The sequence below is a fragment of the Psychrobacter okhotskensis genome (assembly GCF_013248965.1).
Classification (GTDB): domain Bacteria; phylum Pseudomonadota; class Gammaproteobacteria; order Pseudomonadales; family Moraxellaceae; genus Psychrobacter; species Psychrobacter okhotskensis.
This window is the reverse complement of sequence record NZ_JABRVQ010000005.1, coordinates 116,806-139,338: the sequence shown is the minus strand read 5'-3', so window position 1 is coordinate 139,338 and position 22,533 is coordinate 116,806. Positions and strand designations below refer to the sequence as shown.

The following is a 22,533-nucleotide window of genomic DNA, read 5'->3' as shown; positions in this document are numbered from 1 at the left end:
AGTTCATGGTTGCAATCTCACTTTGGTCGGTGGATAAAGACTTTGATGCTAGCGCATCTAGGTCTTTTTTTCACCTCATATTTGGTATTGCACTTCATGTGTTAATCTAAGTATTAATAAAAGTCGTGCTAAGTAAGTTTCACGCTAAATAGAAATATCACAAGGCTATAAAATATTATAAAAGGTTATAAAGAGACGGAAAATTGCTCACCGATACCTTCAGCGGTTTTGCCATCTTGTAAAGCAGCCGCAGCCATTTTGAACATATTGACAGTAGTGCTACCGCTTAACCAGCACTCAGCACCATGAGGAACGACCTTGATCAGTTGTACCTCTGGATCTTCTTTACCATGCTCAAAGAATGCATTGTAGACTGGCGACCATAGCTCATCCAATTTGGCTTTGTCGGTCGATAATTCAGCGTTACCACTGATAGAAACGTAATTTTTATCATCTTGGGTGGCATAAGATAGACCGACTTTTGGATTATCTTGAATGTCTTTTACCACGTCTGATGACTTATCACCGATGAACCAAATCTCTTTGCCACCAAGACTGGTCTCGCTGGTGGTCATTGGCCAAGCGTGCAAGTCGCCTTTGCTATTGATGGTGCTCATCATGGCAAATTTTACGTCTTTAATGACCGCTTGGATTTTGTCGATACTCTCTTGCTTACTCATGGTACATCCTTATATTTTTAAAATTATGATAGTTTTAAATTGAGGGTCTGCTTTTTATTTTGAATACCAATCGCTATTAATTATTATCATTATTAGCTCGTTGTAGAATACCGATAGCACGCCACGCATTTATATAGGTTGCCCGTAATGCGATGTGAGTGTTTGTAAAATATACAATAATTGAGTAAAAAGCTGTCTGAGCCGTTAGCGCATTTTGTTGGCAATTTATCCTGCTTTTACCTGCTTATTACAGGGCTTCTTGTTATAATACGCAGACCATTTACTTTGCATGGCAGAGATGCCTTGATCTTACGGATTATGCCTTTATGATGACCATCGCCGGACAACCGTTTCTTACCGATTTTCAGACGCAGCAACTCATCAGTCAGTTCCAGCAAAAAACCGAGCTAAATGTCAGCCACATCCATACTCAGCAAGTTTATGTGCTATCACGGACGCTTGAAGGTGATGAGCAGAAAAAAGCGCTGGACCTGTTTGGCATTAAGCAAGATATCCAACTTGCCGCGCCGCAAGACAACCAATTACAAGTTATCGTTGCACCGCGTTTTGGCACCATATCGCCGTGGGCCAGTAAAGCGACCGATATCTTTAATAACTGTGATATTGAGATTAACCGTGTCGAGCGCGTCATCGTTTATACCCTAACGATTGATGCAAAAACAGACGGTGAGGTAGGTGCAACCAATAACACGTTACCTAAAGCCGCTGAGCAATTATTGTTTGACCGTATGACGCAGAGCTTGGTTTATGATTTAAATGAGGTGAATAAGCTGTTTGATGATGAGCAGCCAGCATCGCTTAATCATATCGATGTGATTGGACAAGGTCGTACGGCACTAGAAGCAGCCAATACAGAATTTGGCTTTGCGCTATCTGTTGAGGATATTGATTACTTGATGAATGCGTACGTCAATGAGCTAAAGCGCAATCCAACCGACGTTGAGCTGATGATGTTTGCACAGGCGAACTCAGAGCATTGCCGTCATAAAATCTTTAACGCTGAATGGACAGTCGATGGCGCAGTACAGCCGAAATCACTGTTCCAAATGATTAAGAATACTTATCAGTCGAATCCACAAGGTATCTTGTCGGCTTATAAAGACAACGCCGCAGTGATGGCTGGGGCAGAAGGGATGCGTTTTTACCCGATTCCTACCGATCCTCAAGATCCTAATTCAGCGCATCCGTATGGCTTCCATCAAGAAGCTATCGATATCTTAATGAAGGTCGAAACCCATAACCATCCAACCGCGATTGCCCCTTATGCTGGTGCAGCGACAGGTGCAGGCGGTGAGATTCGTGACGAGGGCGCAACGGGTCGTGGCGGTAAACCAAAAGCTGGTCTGACAGGTTTTCACGTGTCACACTTACACATTCCAGAGCTTGCAGAAAAATGGGAGCAGTCAGGTCAGGTCAGCACCAAGGATTATGGCACGCCGGATCGTATGGCAACCAGCCTTGAGATTATGACCGAAGCGCCATTAGGCTCAGCCAATTTCTCTAACGAGTTTGGGCGTCCAAACTTATGCGGTTATTTCCGTAGTTTCCAATTGGACACTTCAGCGGCAAAAGACGGCAGCGAGATGCGCGGCTATCATAAGCCCATCATGCTGGCAGGGGGTTACGGCAATATCAAACGCAATCTCATTGAAAAAAATCCCATTCGCCAGGGTGATTTACTGATCGTCCTTGGTGGCCCTGCGATGCAAATCGGTCTAGGCGGCGGTGCGGCGTCTTCAGTCGATAGCGGTTCATTAGATGAAGGCTTAGACTTTGCCTCAGTGCAACGTGATAACGCTGAGATGGAGCGTCGCTGTCAGGAAGTTATCGATCGCTGCTGGGCCTTAGCTGGTAATGGGCAGTCTGGCAACGATATCGATGTGAGTAATAACAGTAAAGACGGCAACCCAATCGTTTCACTACATGACGTAGGGGCAGGTGGTCTGTCTAACGCGATGCCAGAGCTGGTCAATGACCATGAAATGGGCGCGCATCTGAACTTGCGTAAGATTCCATCGTTAGAAGCTGGCATGTCGCCAATGGCCATCTGGTCAAACGAAGCGCAAGAACGTTATGTCCTCGCGATTCGTCCAGAGAGCAAAGATCAGTTCGATGCGATCTGTGCCCGTGAGCGCTGCCCATATGCTATCTTGGGCGAGGCGACGGATATCCGTCAGCTAATCGTTGATGATGAGCTATTGGACGAGCAACCAGTCGATATGCCGATGCAAGTACTGCTCGGCGGTACACCGAAGATGCAGCGCAGCTTTGAGCGTACCGAGAGCACGTTGCCAGCATTAAAGCTTGGCGAAGTTAATCTAGCCGAGTCAATTACCGATGTATTGCGTCATCCAACGGTGGCTAGCAAATCATTCTTGATTAGTATCGGTGACCGTTCTATCACTGGTATGGTCGTGCGTGATCAATATGTTGGTCGCTACCAAGTCCCCGTCGCTGATTGTGCCGTTACCGCTTCAGGTCTTATAGCGTTAGATGGTCAGGTGATGACGGGTGAAGCGATGAGTGTTGGTGAACGTACGCCTGTTGCTTTGATTAATCCAAAAGCCTCAGCACGTCTGGCGGTTGGTGAAGCGATTACTAACATCGCTGGTGCGCGCATTGCACAGCTATCTGACATCACCATGTCAGCGAACTGGATGGCAGCCTGTGGTGAAGACGTTGAAGATGCGGCATTATTCGACGCTGTATATACCGTTGGTGAAGAGCTATGCCCAGCACTCGGTATCGCTATTCCAGTCGGTAAAGATTCGCTATCGATGCGTGCTAACTGGACGGATGAAGACGACAATAATTCTAAGCAGGGCAGCACGGATAAATCAGTCGTTTCGCCAATGAGCTTGGTCATTACCGCTTTTGCGCCTGTTATTGACGTGGCAAAAACCCTAACGCCTGAACTTATTAACGGTGATAGCGCCTTCTACCGTATTGACTTATCTAGAGGTAAATTACGTCTAGGTGGCTCAATCCTTGCGCAAACGGCAAGTCAATTGGGCAATGAATGTCCTGACCTCGATAAACCAAGCGATTTAATCGATTTCTTCAACTTTATCCAAGCGGGCAACGCGCAAGGCGTCATCAGCGCCTATCACGATATCGGTGATGGTGGCTTGCTTGCAACGATTGCTGAGATGCAGTTTACCAGTCGTCAAGGTATCAAGCTGTCATTAACTGATGATAACTTACTCGGTCAGCTGTTCAGTGAAGAGCTGGGTGCGGTCATCCAAGTCTTGCCTGAAAACGTCGCCGCATTAATGCAATTGGCAGAAGAATTTAACGTTAGCGATATGCTCAGCCTAGTTGGTCAAAGCTCGGAAGAAGACAGCTTAATTATCCAAACGCCTTTGCACATGGGTAATGAAACTCTAAGCTTTAGCCGTAGCGAATTACAACAAGAATGGAGTCAGGTCAGCTATCAAATCGCGCGTCGTCGTGACAATCCAGCTTGCGTACAGCAAGAATATGATTTGATTGCTGATACTAACCATAAAGGGCTTATCGCTGCGCCAAACTTTGACCTCAATCAAAAAGTCGAAGCACCCTACTTAAACAGCCGTGCTGATTCTGATAACAGCAAACCAAGAGTTGCTATCCTACGTGAGCAAGGCGTCAACGGACAGCTGGAGATGGCAGCAGGCTTCACCCAAGCAGGCTTTGAAGCGGTCGATGTGCACATGAGCGACTTGCTAGAAGGCCGCATCAATCTACGTGACTTCGACGGTTTGGTCGCTTGTGGCGGCTTTAGTTACGGTGACGTCCTCGGCGCAGGTTCTGGCTGGGCCAACTCTATCTTGTTCCATGACGAACTGCGTATGCAGTTCGTGCGCTTCTTTGCCCGTCCTGATACCTTTAGTTTAGGTGTCTGTAATGGCTGTCAGATGATGGCGCAGCTTAAAGACCTCATTCCAGGTGCAGAAAACTTTCCACGCTTTATCGCAAATGAGTCGGCACGATTTGAAGCGCGTACGGTCAACGTCAAAGTTGAGCGCACCAAGTCCATCTTATTCAAAGGCATGCAAGATAGTATCTTGCCAATCGCTGTCGCGCATGGTGAGGGTCTTGCCACCCTAAACGCTACTGAGATCGATGGTATGGCAAAGCACGGTCAGTTAGCGATGCGTTATGTCGATAGTCAAGGTCATCCGACCGAGACTTATCCATTGAATCCTAATGGCTCAGTCGGCGGCGTCACGGGTCTATGTAGTACCGATGGCCGCGTCACTATCATGATGCCGCATCCTGAGCGTAATCTAAAAGCCTACAACCACAGCTGGAAGCCTGAGCAGTGGGATGAAGACGGCGCGTGGATGCGTATGTTCCGTAATGCGCGGGCTTGGTTAAGATAGGCTGGTTTGAGTAATTTTAGATAATAAAAAAGGTGGGCTTCGGCTCACCTTTTTTGTGTTTGGGATTTGGGTTTTTAAGAAGTAGGGGAGCTATTTCCCGCCTTCTGCTTGTATCTGCCAGTCTGGGCGAGGCGGTGACACGAGTTGAGATGTTGCTGTTACCTCGACACCACCTCAAACTCTAGCCACTGCAACTCGCCCAAATCAGCAGGATACCGCTACAGTCGGGGCTAAACCGCGCCTCAAGACTACTATTTTATCTAAGTAGCAGATTTATATAGTTCATTTAAACCAGATAAATCAACAGCTTCGAATTTTTTCCCTTTGATGTATGCTTTGTACCACTCAGAATTTTGTTCTTTTGTTTTATTTATTACAAACATTTTTAAATCAGTATAAATTTGGTCGATTTCTTCTTTCATTTCATTCGGTGCATCAGCGAGTTGAACAAGTTGTTCATTAGCTATTTCTATTATAGTTCCATCTGTGTTATTGATAAATGGCACAACAATAGAGCCTTTAATTAGCTTATTGTTTAAAATTTTTAATAAATTATTTTTTATACAGTTACTAAAGAAGCTATGTCTAATAGTAGAAGATTTTATAATTAAGATATCCTTGACTAATTCTGATGGTGCAATAGCATGCTTCCAATTAAATATTTTATAAAAGTCATCAATGTTACTAAGCGTTGAATGCATATGATGTATATCAATTTTTCTAAGACTATTAGTAGAGGTTTTTATATTTTCTTTTGTATATAAACATTGAAAATAGCCCTTATTAACTTTTTCATCTAATATCTCATATTTAGTAAAACCCTTACTTATGAGAGTATTTTGAAAACCCTCATCTTCTAATAAAGAATCTAATAAATAGGATTCAAAAACTAGTATTTCATTAATATTTATTATGTTAGATAAAGGTTTTAAGTCGTCTTTGCTAATTCGAGCATTGCAGAAACTATTACAGTTTAAAATATCGTCAACTGTAAAACCCTTATTAGATACAAAAATTTCCTTCCATGACTCATTGGTTGTAGATAAACCTTCATTTGAGAACTTCTCAAATAACGCTACCATTCTATGATCGGAATTGAACATGTCATCTAAGATGTCGTCATTATAGTTTTTTATGTGACTTACTAAGTCGTTATAAGCTTGCAATGCTCTATAGTTAATTAGGCTTTCATTTAAAATATTTTCTCGGCTCAGACTAATAATTTCAGATGCTTTTTCACTATAAACATCAATTGTGTAATAAAGTGTTTTAATATTGAAGATGTCGGGGAGATGAACCAACGTTTCATTTGAATCGAAACTACTTACTCTTTGACCTTTATACTTTAGAGTGTGCAAACGTTGAAAAGTAGTTTCCTCCTTACTTTCATCTATAAAATAGATTTTTATTGCAGAGTTAGCGTTTGAACTCCAAAAGTAACCTTTTCTATTGTCTGTATCATCATCTATATTTTGAATTGGAATTAAGTCATATAATTTCTTGCTATAAGCTATTGAAACTAATGGTGGGTTTAGCAGTCTTTTTATACTAGTGATTTTTTTCAGAAAACTCAAATCTATAGCTTTTATCCCTTTATAAAATACTAAGTCCTTTATTTCTAGGAAACTATTTTTATTTTTTCTATGATCTCTTATATCAACCTTAGATGCCTTTTCTGTAATATAAAGCTTAGTACCAAACTTCTTAAGATCATCTATTTCTTCGATAAAACAATATCCTGCTTTCCCAAATAATGGCGAGTTAAGTTCAATTTTTAAACTTTCATTAGTTAATCGACTTTTTGTAAAAATAGTTATCTTCTGATGTTTAGCAGGCAAGTCTTTCATTAGAAGAAATGCACTGTGAAGACCAATGCCAAACTCACCCGAAGGTCGCATCCATTCTGGCATTTGGGAAATTATCTTTTTCTTCTCTTTATTGTTTTTAGACCCTGCAATTTTTTGCATATACTCAAGGTCTGTACGCGAAATGCCAACACCATTATCCTCAATACTAAATTCCCATAACGTCGAATCTTCATCGTCAGCGATTTTTTTACAATCTAAGATAATAGAGTAGTCTCCGAATAATTCACGAGTTTCTGCGTCGTAAGGATTAGCATTTTTAGGCAATTTCTTAGTACTATGTTCTTGTCCATGCTCTAGCCAAACCCTGATCATTGTTGCATCAATGGCATTTTGAATAAGCTCTCGATAGATGCTCATATCATCTTTATATAGATTATTACCTTGCAATAGCTCAATAGCACTACGCTCGTCTAGCGAGAATTTCATTGGCTTATCATTAAGCAGAATTTTTTTATCAGTCATCTCAACATCAAGTTTATTGATAGTTGGAAGTAACCCAAAGTCACGACTAGGCACAATATTTTTCCACTGCGACATCTGATTTTGAATTTCTTCCTTGATCCAATCAAACCAATTGCGACATTCAATATATGCCATTTCCGTACTACAAACAGCCGTTATGCTAACCGTTTCATTATCTAGCTGAAACTCACGAATGGCTTGATGCTTATGCTTATGTGTTTCACTAAACGATGGCATATTGCCGACTTGTCTTGCCATGACTGGGCAAAAGCGGTTGTCATCGATATCAAATAAGTCGCCTAAACGTAATAAACATGCTACAAAACGAGGGTGGCAATTTTCTGTACCCATGCCCGTTTGTCGAAAAGGTAATGTTTTCATCACGTAATCGTCAAAACCACGCCCATGCGCCCAGCATATTTGACCAAGATAACGATAGATACGTTTCGGAAGGAGTTCAGTGCGAGGTGAGGTAATCCCGAGCTTTTCAAAAGGATCTAAAACCACTGAGTTTGAATTTTTGGCATGACCACGGCGATACCATTCTGCAATCATTTGACGATATTTTTCAACGCCTGCATATGGGTTATCATAATGAACAAGAGCAGCTTCCCAACCGTCGTTATGCCACACTTTGGCAAACTCATGTAAGTCTTGAACATTGTTATTAGCAAGCTCTTCAACGTAATCTTTAAAATGCTCATTTTCAATGACATCTTGAACTTCATCAGCATTGAATAACATACCGATATCATGCCAGTACGCCGCTTCTAAGATTAGCCATGTGTCTGTCGCTGTTAGCTTTCCAATATTATTACCTAACAGACGCTCGATATTGACAAGTATTTGCTGCGAGTGGGATTCGTTATGACTACTAAAGTGTGGATAATAACTCCCTACATTTTCGAGCGACTTACCGACAAGCTTTTCATCAAACTCCCATTGCGACATCAAGATTCTGGTATTGCTATCCTCTTCGGTTTTTCTCTTTAGATGTTTGATTAATCCTGCGCTCATGGTAAGTCCTTTTTATTGTTTTACATTTAGTATTTTTTATCTTACAGGCTTACTTTTTATTTTCTCTCTGAGCTTCAGCTACCAACTCATGAATCTTAGCGCTTTCTTTTAACACACAAGCCTCATAAGCAGAAAGCGGCTCGGCTTCCTGCTCTTTTTCTTGTGCGCGTTTGGCTTTTTCTTCTAGATACTTTTGAAGCTCGTCTTGTTCATCCTGATGTGAATTATTCATCACCAACTCCTCATACTGTTATTTTTCGCTTGCCACTATTCGATTAAGCATAGCGGCTAATCGTGCATTGTTGTCGGCAATATATTGATCGCCACGTGCGATTATTTCATCAGCTGACTGTACGGTTTTAGGGTAGTTGTTAAGCCCATCCTTTATATAATCAGCTCCATTCGTTACCATCTTGACGAGGCTCTCTTTGGTTACTTCAAAGTGACACTGCCAGCCTACAACCCAAGTGCCAAGCGCTTTATGCTGTGGTGCTTGATAAATGAATCCTTGATTCGCCCATGCGTCCGAAGTGGCAATAGCAGTTGCGCCTTGTGGGCAGTCAAAACCATCACCGTGCCAATGAAATACCGTAAAAGCTTGCTTAGGTAAATTCTGTAATAGAGGATGTGATTGTCCTTCTGCCGTCAAGCGAATCGGCAACCAACCGACCTCTTTTACGTTAGCTGGCTGGACGGTAGCGCCCAAACAATGCGCGATAAGCTGCGCTCCTAAGCAAACGCCGATCACCGTTTTTCCAGCATCAATAGCCTGTCTGATCAAACGTTTTTCATTGGTTAACCAAGGATATTGTTCCTCATCGTGGATACTCATTGGCCCACCCATCACGATGAGCCAATCAAAACTGTCGTGTGTTGGCAATACATCATTATTGTGAGGCAGGGCGTAGCTCATGCTATGATTTTGACTAATTGCCCACTGCTTGATGTAGCTCAGGTATTCGTAATCGGTATGGAATAGCGCGTGGATGCGTAGCGTCATAATAGATACCTTGTGCATAAAAACAGTCAAGCAAATTGCTTAGCCACAAATCTTCAAATACTGACGCACCACGTTATCCATCCCTTGCTCCAGCGACTCGATGGTGAAGGCGTGACCAATTGACACTTCCGCGACGTCACCAAGACTGAGTAAATCGTCTAGATTCTCTAAGTTCAAATCATGACCCGCATTGACGCGAATGCCATTGTCACTGGCGAGGTTGATGCAATCGCTAAAGCGTTGTTTTACCTCATCGAAATTATTATTTCCATCATTCTTAGCATTATCATAAGTGCGTGCCCATTCTTCGGTATAGACTTCAATTGTTTGCACGTCGCTATCGATAACGGCTTTGATCTGCTCGATATCAGGATCGATAAATACCGCACAGCGCGTACCAAAGGCTTGTAGCTCATGGCTGAGTTCTGACAGCATGTCTTTATGCTTGATGATATCGAAACCATGGTCAGAGGTCAGTTGATCTTCGCTATCGGGTACGAGGGTACATTGATGCGGTTTGACTTCACGAATAAGCTTTAGAAACTGCTCATTCGGATTGCCTTCGATATTGAATTCGATACCTTTATAATCGGTTAAAAACGCACTGATATCATAGACATCTTGGTAGCGGATGTGACGTTCATCAGGTCGCGGATGCACGGTAAAGCCTTTGACGCCTAAATCAATCAGCTTTTTTACAAAGTACAGCAGATTGGGATAATCGGTACCGCGAGAGTTACGGATTAACGCCAGCTTATTCAAATTTACGCTAAATAGGGTGCTCATAGTATTTCCTTTTTCATTATGTTTATCTAGTCAGTTCAATATAAGAACCATACAGTGTGACTGGAATAAATGTTTCGCAGCCTCTGACGGCGTAGGCACAGCAAGCCAGAAAAATTATTTCAGTCACGCGTTCTAATACGAACTATCTATTTTATTTAGTATCTACTATCAATTAATTATTAAGGCCTAATACCTAATTTTAGTAGAAGTCATCCCGACCAGCATACTTCTTATTCAGGGCTTTTAGGATAGCATAGGTCTCCACATCCATCTTGCCCGTTGGCTGCTGTGGTCGAAAGTGCAACTGAAACGCATAAATCACATCACGGCTTGCTTTATCCCATTCATTAGTATCATTGATTTGATAACCATAACGGCTAAAGGCTTGCTTGATCTCAGGTATCGTTGCCGCTGCAAACGCGTCTTGATTCATAAAGAACTGTTTATCAAAGGCATCGTACCAAGCGCCGATACCATATTGCTCATATAGCAGTTGCCAAGGGAACTTCGCACCCGGATCAATCTTGCGCGAGGGTGCCATATCGGCATGACCGATGATGTTCTTCGGTGAGATGTCATAGCGCGTGGCAATATCCTGTACCAATTGCGCGACCTTTTTAATCTGCAATTCATCAAACGCCACATAATGCTCGTAAGGATGATAGTCGAGGTCGTCGCTCTTTAGCGCATTTCTATACTGGGGCTGAATGCCAGCGTTGACGATTTCGATACCGATAGAGGTGTCATTGAGAATGGTTCTACCCGAAAAGCCGCCATCGCCCGCGTGCCAAGCGCGCTCGCTCTCAGGTACTAAATTGTAAATCTTGTCATCGTCATTGGCCAAAACCAGATAGTGAGCACTGACCTCACCCGTGGTCAACGTTTTTATAGATCGGTCATTGTCTGAGACCGTATAATGTAGGACGATAGTTTTGATGCGCTGGCTTTTACCGGTAGCTTGATAGGTATCGCTGTCGATCGTATAACGCGGCGCTGTCGTTGCCACGCAGCCGATGAGTGGCAGGGTCATAAACAGTGTTAATACTGATGCTAACGCAATCGAGGTAATATTTTTTGCCATGAAATGCTCTGTGTTAAAGGTAAAAGGGTGCTTTGTTTCAGCTTATTTAGCGCATTATTGAAGGCTATTTCCCTCATTCACTGGAATGATTCTCTTATAACCAATTGCGCCCAAAATAATAAAGAAGCCTAACAGTATATAAGCATTCAGCGATAACGCTGCGGGTGAAAAGGGCAGCAATAATAATGAGATAAAGATGATGCTAATCAATACCGAAAGATAATTTAGCAGACCTGCTTGCTTCTTTTTGCGCTCATTGATGAGGTCGGCAGTCGTAACATAAGCAAAACCAACGGTAATGCCTAAGGAAGCCATACTAACGATATCGAGCAAATAGTTTCTGCCAAGCCAAGGTGAGAACAGACATACCAAAGCGATCAGCATCACCGTTTTCGTCTTACTAAATCGATGATTTTTATCAGTAAAAATACTGGGTAATAAAGACGAGTCTCCCATCGATTCTAGCAGCTTGACTGACGATAGTATAAAGCCATTGATACCGCTCAGTATCGAGCCAATCATGGCAATGGATAGCAGCCAAATACCAATGCTACCGATACGATTGTCTATGCCTTCACCTGTCGCCCAATTGCTGTCTTTAATCGCTTGATAATCAAAGTTCATATTGAGGGCGGTAAAGTAATTGATCAAAAAATAGAACAAAACACCAGCGACTAGCGAGATTAAGATGATACTTTTGGTCTTGGTTTTTGAGTCGCTAATCGCTTTGGATATCTGCGGCGTGGTCTCAAAGCCGACGTACGCCCACGGCATCACCGCCAGAATAGGCAACCATGCCAAACTGGTGATAGAGCTGCTTTGCATATCCGTGGGCAAAAATTCTTGTGTCGTTGGCGTCGCCCAAAGCGAGGCAAAAAACAGCGCGCTGACCGACAGAATCATAAATAGGGCGATATACAATTGGATTTTCGCCCCGACGCGCACACCCTTTAAGTTGATATAGCTGAATAAAATGATAGCGGCACTACATAGGAACACCTCGCTGGCGTAGACCTCCCAACCAGCAATCGTGTACAAATAGCCTATTTGTAAGCTGCTCGGTAGCAGATATCTTAACAGCAAGGCAACGGCTGATATATTGAGCGCGACGATGGAGATATAGCCTATTGCCACGCCCCAGCCATAAACATAGGCGTGTTTTCTATTAAGATACTTCTCAATCCAATAGATACCGCCCGATTCGTTCTCTGGCGTTTGGGTCAGTAAATTAATATAAGCGCGCGCCACCATATAAATGGCCAACGTACCAATGATAATGGCAACAGAAGAGCCTAACAGCTGCGACTGCGGCAAAAATAAATCGCCCGGCATGACATAAGCACCCCAGCCGATAATCGCGCCGACGCTAATCGCAATCGCTTGCAGGTAGCTGATACTTTCAGTCTTGTCGCTCATATAATCCTCCTTGATTATTAGAAAATGAGAGCGAAATACCGCTGATTATAAAATGAGTTTGGGACATGAAAAACCTTGCTGTCATTATGAGGGCGTAAGAATTATCGATTCTAAATAAGAAAGTCATCATAACGGTTTTTTCTGAGCAATGCTTTCTCAATCCTTTTGAATTTTTTTAGCCAAAACGGTTTTCCAGCTATCTTCCAAGTACTCAATCGCAAGCCATGGCTCAATGACATCTGCGTCAAATTTTTCTTTTGAGTTCGACAGTTGCCACAGTGCTTCAAGGGTGGCAAACGGATAAGGACGTTCGATGAGATAGACAGGCAAGTCAGCGTCAATCAGCCCATCACGTACCACTTGAAAGTACCAGCCAGCGATACCTTGCTTAGTCACCCATGCAGCGATATTGGGTACTTTGGTGAACTGTCCGATTTGGTCATTGATTTTGTAGCAAGGTCGTCGTGGTTGGACGATGCGTAACTGCACGCTTTCTTCACTGTCTTTTTTGTCTTGATCATATTGCCCATACTGATAGACGTCTCCAATACAAACAGTCGATTCATCCATCTCTGGCAAACCATTCACCGCTTCGGTCGTCAGATTTTCCCCTAAAGTACCGATACGCACCTTTAAGCCAAACTCAGCGTTAATCTTGTCATAAGTAGCGATGGGTAATTGATGCACGGCTTTTAGCGGACCACCATGATGGCGTCGGTCAGCTTGTTCATCGGTGCTTAAGCCCATAAAGTTGACGGTAACGGGCGCTTTGATTGGCGCTTTGTCGATAGCGCTCATCTGTTCACGGGCGAATGGCATGGCTTTGCCAGCACGGACGCAGGTGAGGTTGGCAATATGCAGTGGTAGAGGCTGGTTAAAATCAGAGGTATTTTTTTGGCTAAAGGATTGTATGCTCATGAATTTTCCTAATCTATAGGGGTTTACTAGAGGTATGGCGATGTCATTGTTGGGAGTCATGACGAGTATTATCTTAGCCTAATCATTTGTCTGATTATACGGTTTTAGTATTTTAAAATTTATCAGTGCTTTAGAGTTTATCAACAATCTAAAATTTAAATAAAAAAAGACCAGAATAAGTATCTGGTCTTTTTGGTTTTGCATTTTCTATTGATTAGGTAATAAACACTATCATTTGTTTTTATTGCGGCGACCGGCTGTTTTCTTTTCACGCGGCGTGGCGACCAGCTCAGCCAATTGCTCAGGCGATGACCATAGACCTTCTAAGTCATAGAATTCACGCGCTTGCGGGGTCATCATATGCACGACCACAGCGCCCAAATCAATCAAGGTCCAGTCAGAGTCGATGCCGCCTTCGCGACCAAGTGGCATAAAGCCCGCTTGCTTGGCTTCAGCGCCGACACTGTCAGCCATCGCGCGCACATGGCGCTTAGACGTACCGTCAGCGATGACGATGCGCTCCATTACGTCAGTTAAGCTCTCGACATCCATTACGGTAATGTTTTTCGCTTTCATATCATCTAGAGCGCTTTGGACAAGGGTTAAACACTCTTGCAAGCGTTCGTCATTCATGGTGTTGATCATAAAATGTAATCTCTTAAATCGTAAATATTAAAAATAAAGGGGTCAATCGTCAATTTGCCATCTCGCACTGAACCGATATAGGCAGTGATGTATGGAGATAGGATAGACAAAAAAACAAAGATAAGGCGATTTTAACGGAATTGAGCAGCAGAATATAGCTGATGGGCAATAATATATTGATAAACAGCAGGATTTAGCCATTTAGCGAATGGATTGAATTCAGTATTGCTAATGATATCATTTATTGGCGGTATAGATGTGATTTGCGTTTCGGCAGCGGGCAATATATTTACTTGATGGGCAGCCTGCTGTAGCTGCTGGCGTAACTGTGTACTCGATATGGCTAAGACAGGACGCATGTCTAGATAGATGCGACCTTGATGACTGCTTTTCAAGATAGGACTGTCTGTTAAATGTCGAGTAGGCGGTATCACAAGCTCTGTAACTGAATCAACAATTAAGGATGGCAGCGGCATAGGAAGTTGCGATTTTAATGGGGTTAGTAACGTGGTCTCAGGGAGATTTTTATGAAACTCAGCATTTTCCTCGCGATTAAAAATCCAGAGATTGACATCCTCTGTCAGCCTAAGTCCATCTTTCCATTTATCTAAGCTGCGCGCGCTGTCCATGCCCATGATAAATATCAAGCTGTCGTTTGGGTAGCGTCGTCTTAACGTGCGCACACTATCGATTGTATAGACGGGCGGCGTCTGCCACAGCTCAAGCTCACTAATCTGTAGTGGCGACTCTTGCGTCGCTCGCTTTAGCATCGCTAGGCGGTGCTCCGGATTGGTGCTTTTATCCTTAAAGGGCGAGCGGGCATTGGGCAATAATGACACCTGCAGCGCGCGCTGTTGTTGCTTGGCTATCGGGAATAAGTGCTGATAGACGTACATCGCCATTTGCAAATGACCGTTATGTACAGGATCAAATGAGCCACCCAAATAGGCACGAATGGCGGGTGCAGTCGTGTTTTGATTTTCTTTTTTCTGCTGAAAGACTATATCTGACATAGGATTATTAAAATTAAATGGATTGTTAAAAATAATAGAGTTGTTAAAAATAAATGGTTAAGAAGAAAATAAGCGACGCAAATGAGCCAGTCTTGCATTGTAGAGGGCAGGCGCACCGTTGTCATTAGCTGATAATAACTTGCTAAGAAACCAATGATTAAGAATAATTGTGACTAGGGTTTATTCCTATTAAAAAAGCCGACTATCATAGTGATAATCGGCTCAATTGCCTCATGATTTTAAGCCAAAGCATGCAATGATTAAATAAGATCGCTATGCGCTTGGATGGCGGTTAGGGCGATGGTATAGACGATATCATCGACTAAGGCGCCGCGTGACAGATCGTTCACGGGTTTATTCAAACCTTGTAGCATCGGCCCAACACTGACGACATTGGCGCTACGTTGTACCGCTTTATAAGTGGTGTTACCCGTATTGAGGTCTGGGAAGATAAAAACGTTGGCTTGTCCAGCAACAGGCGAATCTGGCGCTTTTTGCTTGCCCACACTCATGACCGATGCCGCATCATACTGTAACGGCCCATCGACTTTTAGATTCGGTGCGCGCTCGCGGACGATTTGGGTGGCGCGGGTGACTTTTTCGACATCAGCACCGGTTCCAGATGAGCCAGTTGAGTAGCTAATCATCGCGACTTTTGGATCGATGCCAAAGGCTGCTGCAGACTGTGCCGATTGGATGGCAATCTCTGCCAGCTCTTCCGCATTGGGATCTGGGTTGATGGCGCAGTCACCATAGACGACCACTTGCTCAGGCAATAGCATAAAGAACACAGATGATACCAAAGAGTACTGCGGCGCGGTCTTAATCAACTGGAATGCTGGGCGGACGGTGTTGGCAGTGGTATGAATCGCACCCGAAACCAAGCCATCGACTTCGTCCATCTGTAGCATGATGGTACCCAAGTACACGGTATCTTTCAGATATTCAGCAGCGACGTCTGCATTGGTTTTGCCTTTACGACGTTCGACCACGGCAGCGATATATTTGCTCATATCGAGGGTGTCAGGGTCGAGAATCTCTAGACCTTCTGGCAGGGTTAAATCGCGGTTTTTGGCCACTTGTTCGACATCTGCGCGCTTGGCAAGCAGCACGCAATTGGCGATGCCACGGCTTTGACAAATACAGGCCGCTTCTACAGTACGAGGCTCAGAGCCTTCTGGTAGCACGATGCGTTTTTTGGCGTTTTGGGCTTTTTTGACCACTTGATGGCGGAATGCCGAAGGGGATAAGCGCGGCTCATGATCTTGGCTAAAGTATGCTTTAATCCAGCTCAGATCCAAGTGTGCCGCCACATAACGAGCCACTTCTTCCGCGCGTGCCACATCATCGCTTGGAATCTCAGAGCTCATGTGCATGAGGCTCTGTACCGTCTCAAAGCTGTCGCTTTCGACACTCATGACAGGAATGCCAGTTTTGAGCGCTGATTGCCAAAGCTCAGCCACTGTCGGGCTTGGCACGACGCCACCGGTCAATACCAGTCCTGCCAATGGAATACCGTTGATACAGGCCAGCCCCGCAGCCAATAACAAATCATCACGATCGCCGGGGACGACGATAAGGGTGCCACGTTTGAAGACTTCGTCGACGCGTGCCACTGAGCGTGCGGTTAAGCTGATACGATTGATACGACGTGTTTTTGCCTCACCGACATTGAGCCAAGTAGCGTCAAGCTCGGTGGCGATATCCCAAGTACGTGGCACGGATAGTGAGTCGCTAAATGGCACCACACCGATTAAGTGAAATTGTTCGGTATTAAAAAACGGTGACAGCCGCTGCACTTCTTGTATGAACGTGCTGTCCAAGCTGATTATCGCTTCACCCGGAGCAACCGGCTGGGTCTCAAAAGTATTGGGTACATCGTGGACGCGCATTAAGATACAGCCTAAGGTACGACTGCTTGCCATACCGCCAAATTCGCGGGCGTGTACATCTAACTTATCGGCTAAGTAGGCAGGCTTGCCAGTATCAGCGGTGCTGACAAATATAATTTTGGCATCTAACGCATGAGCAATCGCGCGGTTGATTTGTGAGGCATAAGAGGTCTCGGTGGTTGATACCAAGCCTTCGCAGATGACCACATCATAATCATCCCCAAGCGTATGATAATTGCCGACGACCTCTTCCATCAAGTCATCAAGGTTGTCATCCCCAATCATGCGCTCGACGTGCTGACGGCTGATAGACTGAGGTGGGTTGAGGCCAAAGGCATGCATGGTCAATGCGCTTGAGCTGTCTAAGCTGTGCTGTTTGTCTAGCGTATCATCTTGCAAAAATGGCTTCATAAAGCCCGCTTTGATACCGTTATAATCAAAGGCACGGATTAGCCCTAGCGCGGCTGATGTCACACCGATACCGCGACTAATGGGAACAAGTAAAATGGTTTGCATAATGTGTCCTACTGTTTATTATATTTTTAAAGCTCAATCCATCCTTGATGGCATGAGAAAAACGTCTAAATGTTCATAAAGCCATCAGACTTATTTTAAACCCAAAGCATGACAGGTTTCTTGGGCGATACGGAGCTCTTCATCGGTCGGTACAACCCACAGCTCAATGGTGCCACCATCACCGTGGAAACTGCCTTCGCTACCACCAACCAAATGAGCATTCTTATCGGCATCTACTTTGATACCAAAATGCGGCATCATCTCCAAAATGCGCGTGCGCGTGGTGAGAGAGTTTTCACCGATACCGCCAGTAAAAATAATGCCCGTAAAATTGGGTAGGGCACAGCTTAAGCTGGCAAGATATTTAGCGACACGATAGCAGAACATCTCGATAGCGAGCTTGGCATCTGTATGACCTTCGTTAGCCGCTTGCTCAATGGTACGCAAATCATTTGATAAGCCTGAAATACCGAGCAGACCACTGTCGCTATTGAGCATTTTATCAATTTCTTCTAGGCTCATGCCCAGTTGACGCTTCAGGTGGATATGTAAGCTTGGGTCTACATCACCGCTGCGCGTGCCCATCATTAGACCTTCAAGCGGCGTCAGCCCCATGCTGGTATCAAGACTTTTGCCATCATAGACAGCAGTCGCTGAGCAACCATTACCCAAATGCGCGGTGAGCCAACCATGTGGACCTTTCGCGCTCGTAATTTCGCTGGCGCGTTCTGACACATACGCATGAGACGTACCATGGAAGCCATAACGGCGAATTTTATGCTCTTCGTAAAGGGCTTTTGGCAGCGGATAACGAAAGGCCACCGGTGGCATGGTTTGATGGAAGGCGGTATCAAACACGACCACTTGTGGAATATCAGGATAAATAGCTTGTACCGCTTCGATACCCAAGGCATTGGCAGGGTTGTGTAGCGGTGCCAATACTTTTAGACGCTTTACTTCTTCCAGAACGTGATCGTCCACGCGTACGGCTTCAGAGTATTCACGGCCACCATGCACCACGCGATGACCAACCGCGATGAAGTGATACTGCTCAAGGAGTTCAAGGATTTTTTGTAGTGCTAGCTTATGACGACCACCGGGAATAGAGATTTCGAGTTTTTCGCCGTTTAAGGTGGTGTGTTTGATGCGGGCAGTATCGAGGCCTAAGTTTTCAGCCAGACCAGTGATACGAGTCGTTTCGTCATCGCTAATAAGCGCGTATTTGATAGAAGAAGAACCGCAGTTAAGTACTAGGGTAGGATTGGTTAGGGTTGATGTGTCAGAATTTTTATCGTCAAAAGTGGTGGTTACGCCGGCGCTCATACTCTATCCTTAGATTATATTTTATAAGTGGTGAATCATTATAGATTAACACGGGTTAAATAAACAAAAACCAGCCGTATTCACGCTGACATAGGTCAAACAAGAATAGTGCTGATTTTGGTCATTCTCGCACTGCCATACTTGATAAGTGTCGATGAGTCGCTGGCGAGCGCCTCGTCACAGCTGCAAGGTTTGACTATAATGTAACATATTTTTGTGCGTATACCACGACCACGATAAGGTTTAAATTCAGTACTGAGGGTGTAATTGATACAACTGTACACCGAGTATCACTGGTGTTTAATAGCTGCTAAAGCACTAAACCCATCCGCAATATAAATTGTAAGAAAGTTTGTCGAAGAACTTTCATCTCGCTATTTGCTGAACAAATCGGTTATCTGACATTATTTTTAGAGACACGGTTGCAGCTATATATTATCGATAAAGACAACGTGATGCTCAAAATTACTACTAATCCTTGATGGGTTTTCGGGTGATACTACTTGATAGGTTTCTGAGTGCTACTGCATGGTTTATAGTCACTACGCGCACAGCTTTATGGAATAATGCTATGATTAAACCTTGTTGTGTCGTCCCTGTTTTGGTGATCCAATTTTAATTTGGTTTTTTACTTATACGGCTTATTTTAGCGCCTCCACAGCATTGCAACGTTAAAGGTCCTCTACGCTATGTTTATTAAACACCATTTTTTAAAGCCTAAATCTGCTGATGTATTGGTTGGCGGCAGTCGCCGAGCCTTCTATACTTTTCTCATTGGCAGTAGCGTGATGCTTGGCGTGTCAGGCTGTGGGCAAAAAGGCGATTTATATTTAGTAGATTCCAGTAGCCAAACCGTGCAAGAGAGTACCGGTAGACTCAATAGTACCAGCAATCCGCAAGATGCTGCCTTCGCTGGTGTCGATGACGATAACTATCAAAAAGAGCGCTACCTAGAGCAGCAGCAAATACTGCCCGAGCCGAGTACCGATCCTAACGACTATTAGGGACACGTCCTCTATTCAATCGATAACCTTTACCCTTGATAACCTGATGAAATTAGAGAAGTTTATATGAGTCATTCTGAGCAACAAACTGGCGTCACCGAGTCCACCCTTGGTGAGTCAGTCACGACCCAAACTGAGCAAGGCTTGTATATCGATCCTCAAGCCTTGACCGCCCACTTACCAGCACTGCACTATCGCGACGACGCTTTATATATGGAGCAGGTGAGTGTTGCAGCATTGGCCAAGCATTATGGTACGCCTTGTTATGTTTACTCAAAGCAAGCGATATTAGATGTCTATCAAGCCTATACCGATAGCTTTGCCAGTCTAACGCATCAGGTTTGTTATGCGGTAAAAGCCAATTCTAATCTTGCCGTTCTTGGCGTATTAGCACAAACAGGTGCAGGGTTTGATATTGTCTCGCGTGGTGAGCTCATGCGAGTACTGGCGGCAGGTGGACACGCTAGCAAGGTCGTTTTTTCAGGCGTGGGTAAAACCAAAAGTGATATCGAATATGCACTGACCCAAGGCATTGGCTGCTTTAATGTCGAGTCGATTAGTGAACTGACCTTAATCAATGAGGTTGCTCAGCAGTTGGATAAAGCTGCACCAATCTCACTGCGCGTCAATCCAGATGTCGATGCTAAGACCCATCCGTATATCTCAACCGGCTTAAAAGACAACAAATTCGGCATCGCCCATGAAGATGCGGTCGCGGTCTATCAACAAGCAGCAGAATTATCGCATATCGATATCGTCGGGATTGATTGTCATATTGGCTCGCAATTGACTGAGGTTGCACCATTTGTTGCCGCACTCGATAAGGTTATTGAACTGATTCATAAGTTAAACGACAAAGGAATTACTCTGCAACATGTCGACTTGGGTGGCGGTTTGGGTGTGCGTTATATTGATGAGTCACCAGTTACGATTGATGAGTTTGCCGCTGCACTATTACCGAAACTTAGCGCGCTTGGCTTGACCGTGTTTTTTGAACCGGGTCGCAGTATTGTCGCCAATGCCGGTGTCTTGTTAACCAAAGTTGACGTATTAAAGCCAACTGAACACAAGAATTTTGCCATTGTTGATGCGGCGATGAACGATTTAATTCGTCCGGCTTTGTACCAAGCTGAAATGGCCGTGATTCCTGAAACGTTACCGAATAAAGGCTTGGACACTGATGCTATGCAGCCGTGGGATATCGTTGGTGCTATCTGCGAGACAGGGGACTTTTTAGCAAAAGACCGCTTGTTGTCGCTCGCTACAGATGATGTTTTAGCGATAACGGGTGCCGGTGCTTATGGCTTTACCATGAGTAGCAATTATAATTCGCGTCCGCGTGCCAGTGAAGTAATGGTGTCCGGAGATCTTCATCAATTGATTCGCAAACGTGAAACCATTGAAGCGCTATATGCAGATGAGACATTGTGGCAAGCTGATTAATATTATTTCCGCGATATTTGAATATTAAAAAACCCACTATCGTGCTGATAGTGGGTTTTTTTATGGTAGAAATTTATCAAGGTGTTGGTTTTAAGGGAGAAATATAACTTAGTATTTGATAGCGCTGATAATTATCATTGTATCTGACAGCGTGCTAATATAACGCATACATAAAAATAGGATAGGACTCAAGGATATGCTCATAGAATTTACAAAAATGCATGGTCTGGGCAATGATTTCATGGTCATCGATTTAGTGACCCAACGCTTAGATTTGACCAAGGATTTGGTGCAATTATTGGGTGATCGTCATCTGGGCATTGGCTTTGATCAATTACTCGTGGTTGAGCCGCCCATGCGCCCTGACGTTGATTTTAGTTATCGTATTTTTAATACCGATGGCACCGAGGTTGAGCAGTGCGGCAATGGCGCCCGCTGTTTTGCCCGTTTTGTCCAAGCGCGTAAGCTGTCATTTAAGCAGCGTCTGCGTGTTGAGACGGCGAGTGGTATTATTTCGTTGACGACTGATCGCTACGGTTGGGTAGAGGTCGATATGGGCAAGCCGAAATTTGAGCCAAGCGAGATTCCATTTACCCCGCGAGCCACCACCAAAATCCAAAACGCTTTTCATTTAGACGTTAATGGGACGCCTGTGCAGCTTTATGTTGCCAATATGGGCAACCCACATGCGGTGATCAAGGTTGACGATGTACTTGATGCTGACGTTGAAACCTTGGGCAAAGCGATTGAATCGCATCCGGCCTTTCCCGACCGTGTCAATGTCGGCTTTATGCAAGTGATGAACCAGCGCCATATTCGCCTACGTGTCTATGAACGCGGCGTCGGTGAGACCCAAGCCTGTGGGACGGGTGCCTGTGCAGCAGTGGCTATCGGTGTCCGTGAAGGCTGGCTTGATGAAGGCGAAGATGTGCGCGCGCAACTTTATGGCGGTAGCATGATTATTAAATGGCAGCCGGGCTATTCGGTCATGATGACGGGGCCGACCGCCTTTGTTTATGAGGGCGTATTTAGCCCAGATGGTTTAATGGCGCAAGCGGGCATCAAGCCCAATCCAGAAGGCTAA

At 44.3% G+C, this 22,533-nt stretch carries 16 protein-coding genes; 4 read left to right on the top strand and 12 right to left on the bottom strand.

Going from position 1 to position 22,533, the window contains the following annotated elements; genetic code table 11:
- Positions 1–185 precede the first annotated feature (185 nt).
- Positions 186–680: a pyridoxamine 5'-phosphate oxidase family protein gene (locus HQR03_RS04380; protein WP_025651904.1), complete on the bottom strand. Its 495-nt coding sequence runs from the start codon at positions 678–680 to the stop codon at positions 186–188.
- Between the two features lie 326 nt (positions 681–1,006).
- On the opposite strand from HQR03_RS04380, the gene purL reads away from it, so the two are divergent.
- Complete coding sequence (gene purL, locus HQR03_RS04375; RefSeq protein ID WP_173239278.1) at positions 1,007–5,065, top strand: phosphoribosylformylglycinamidine synthase; 4,059 nt, start codon at positions 1,007–1,009, stop codon at positions 5,063–5,065.
- Between the two features lie 260 nt (positions 5,066–5,325).
- On the opposite strand, the gene HQR03_RS04370 is transcribed toward purL, so the two are convergent.
- The 11 genes from HQR03_RS04370 to HQR03_RS04320 form a co-directional block, all read right to left on the bottom strand.
- On the bottom strand, positions 5,326–8,412 hold the full coding sequence (locus tag HQR03_RS04370; protein WP_173239277.1) for an HD domain-containing protein: 3,087 nt from the start codon (positions 8,410–8,412) through the stop codon (positions 5,326–5,328).
- Positions 8,413–8,461: 49 nt separating this feature from the next.
- Entirely contained in the window at positions 8,462–8,644 is a 183-nt protein-coding gene (locus HQR03_RS04365) for a hypothetical protein (RefSeq protein ID WP_173239276.1), read from the bottom strand.
- Positions 8,645–8,662: 18 nt separating this feature from the next.
- The gene (locus HQR03_RS04360; RefSeq protein WP_173239275.1) at positions 8,663–9,412 is read right to left on the bottom strand and encodes a type 1 glutamine amidotransferase; all 750 of its coding nucleotides are present in this window, start codon (positions 9,410–9,412) and stop codon (positions 8,663–8,665) included.
- A gap of 39 nt (positions 9,413–9,451) precedes the next feature.
- Positions 9,452–10,198 carry a pyridoxine 5'-phosphate synthase gene (locus tag HQR03_RS04355; RefSeq protein ID WP_173239274.1) on the bottom strand — a complete coding sequence of 249 codons (747 nt, stop codon included), beginning with the start codon at positions 10,196–10,198 and terminating at the stop codon, positions 9,452–9,454.
- A 199-nt stretch (positions 10,199–10,397) separates the two neighbouring features.
- A complete protein-coding gene (locus tag HQR03_RS04350) occupies positions 10,398–11,279 on the bottom strand; it encodes an N-acetylmuramoyl-L-alanine amidase (RefSeq protein WP_173239273.1) in 882 nt (293 codons plus the stop codon).
- A 54-nt stretch (positions 11,280–11,333) separates the two neighbouring features.
- Positions 11,334–12,695, bottom strand: a complete 1,362-nt coding sequence (locus HQR03_RS04345) for an APC family permease (protein ID WP_173239272.1) — start codon at positions 12,693–12,695, stop codon at positions 11,334–11,336.
- A 156-nt stretch (positions 12,696–12,851) separates the two neighbouring features.
- The gene (locus HQR03_RS04340) at positions 12,852–13,613 is read right to left on the bottom strand and encodes an MOSC domain-containing protein (RefSeq protein WP_101211642.1); all 762 of its coding nucleotides are present in this window, start codon (positions 13,611–13,613) and stop codon (positions 12,852–12,854) included.
- Positions 13,614–13,844: 231 nt separating this feature from the next.
- Positions 13,845–14,258, bottom strand: a complete 414-nt coding sequence (gene rsfS / locus HQR03_RS04335) for a ribosome silencing factor (RefSeq protein WP_037025541.1) — start codon at positions 14,256–14,258, stop codon at positions 13,845–13,847.
- A 131-nt stretch (positions 14,259–14,389) separates the two neighbouring features.
- On the bottom strand, positions 14,390–15,271 hold the full coding sequence (nadD, locus tag HQR03_RS04330; protein ID WP_173239271.1) for a nicotinate (nicotinamide) nucleotide adenylyltransferase: 882 nt from the start codon (positions 15,269–15,271) through the stop codon (positions 14,390–14,392).
- A gap of 260 nt (positions 15,272–15,531) precedes the next feature.
- Positions 15,532–17,679: a phosphate acetyltransferase gene (gene pta, locus HQR03_RS04325; RefSeq protein WP_173239270.1), complete on the bottom strand. Its 2,148-nt coding sequence runs from the start codon at positions 17,677–17,679 to the stop codon at positions 15,532–15,534.
- A 90-nt stretch (positions 17,680–17,769) separates the two neighbouring features.
- The gene (locus HQR03_RS04320; protein WP_173239269.1) at positions 17,770–19,002 is read right to left on the bottom strand and encodes an acetate/propionate family kinase; all 1,233 of its coding nucleotides are present in this window, start codon (positions 19,000–19,002) and stop codon (positions 17,770–17,772) included.
- A gap of 689 nt (positions 19,003–19,691) precedes the next feature.
- On the opposite strand from HQR03_RS04320, the gene lptM reads away from it, so the two are divergent.
- The 3 genes from lptM (at position 19,692) to dapF (ending at position 22,533) form a co-directional block, all read left to right on the top strand.
- Positions 19,692–20,006, top strand: a complete 315-nt coding sequence (gene lptM, locus HQR03_RS04315; RefSeq protein ID WP_173239268.1) for an LPS translocon maturation chaperone LptM — start codon at positions 19,692–19,694, stop codon at positions 20,004–20,006.
- Between the two features lie 66 nt (positions 20,007–20,072).
- On the top strand, positions 20,073–21,449 hold the full coding sequence (lysA, locus tag HQR03_RS04310) for a diaminopimelate decarboxylase (RefSeq protein WP_173239267.1): 1,377 nt from the start codon (positions 20,073–20,075) through the stop codon (positions 21,447–21,449).
- A 196-nt stretch (positions 21,450–21,645) separates the two neighbouring features.
- Positions 21,646–22,533, top strand: coding sequence for a diaminopimelate epimerase (gene dapF / locus HQR03_RS04305; protein WP_025651919.1), 888 nt, complete (start codon positions 21,646–21,648; stop codon positions 22,531–22,533).

Bases quoted from the DNA above. Each gene is read 5' to 3' on its own strand.
- purL (WP_173239278.1), top strand. From the start codon at position 1,007: ATGATGACCATCGCCGGACAACCGTTTCTTACCGATTTTCAGACGCAG.
- HQR03_RS04355 (WP_173239274.1), bottom strand. From the start codon at position 10,198: ATGAGCACCCTATTTAGCGTAAATTTGAATAAGCTGGCGTTAATCCGT.
- HQR03_RS04350 (WP_173239273.1), bottom strand. From the start codon at position 11,279: ATGGCAAAAAATATTACCTCGATTGCGTTAGCATCAGTATTAACACTG.
- HQR03_RS04340 (WP_101211642.1), bottom strand. From the start codon at position 13,613: ATGAGCATACAATCCTTTAGCCAAAAAAATACCTCTGATTTTAACCAG.
- lptM (WP_173239268.1), top strand. From the start codon at position 19,692: ATGTTTATTAAACACCATTTTTTAAAGCCTAAATCTGCTGATGTATTG.
- pta (WP_173239270.1), bottom strand. From the start codon at position 17,679: ATGCAAACCATTTTACTTGTTCCCATTAGTCGCGGTATCGGTGTGACA.
- lysA (WP_173239267.1), top strand. From the start codon at position 20,073: ATGAGTCATTCTGAGCAACAAACTGGCGTCACCGAGTCCACCCTTGGT.
- dapF (WP_025651919.1), top strand. From the start codon at position 21,646: ATGCTCATAGAATTTACAAAAATGCATGGTCTGGGCAATGATTTCATG.
- rsfS (WP_037025541.1), bottom strand. From the start codon at position 14,258: ATGATCAACACCATGAATGACGAACGCTTGCAAGAGTGTTTAACCCTT.
- HQR03_RS04380 (WP_025651904.1), bottom strand. From the start codon at position 680: ATGAGTAAGCAAGAGAGTATCGACAAAATCCAAGCGGTCATTAAAGAC.
- HQR03_RS04370 (WP_173239277.1), bottom strand. From the start codon at position 8,412: ATGAGCGCAGGATTAATCAAACATCTAAAGAGAAAAACCGAAGAGGAT.
- HQR03_RS04360 (WP_173239275.1), bottom strand. From the start codon at position 9,412: ATGACGCTACGCATCCACGCGCTATTCCATACCGATTACGAATACCTG.
- nadD (WP_173239271.1), bottom strand. From the start codon at position 15,271: ATGTCAGATATAGTCTTTCAGCAGAAAAAAGAAAATCAAAACACGACT.
- HQR03_RS04365 (WP_173239276.1), bottom strand. From the start codon at position 8,644: ATGAATAATTCACATCAGGATGAACAAGACGAGCTTCAAAAGTATCTA.
- HQR03_RS04320 (WP_173239269.1), bottom strand. From the start codon at position 19,002: ATGAGCGCCGGCGTAACCACCACTTTTGACGATAAAAATTCTGACACA.
- HQR03_RS04345 (WP_173239272.1), bottom strand. From the start codon at position 12,695: ATGAGCGACAAGACTGAAAGTATCAGCTACCTGCAAGCGATTGCGATT.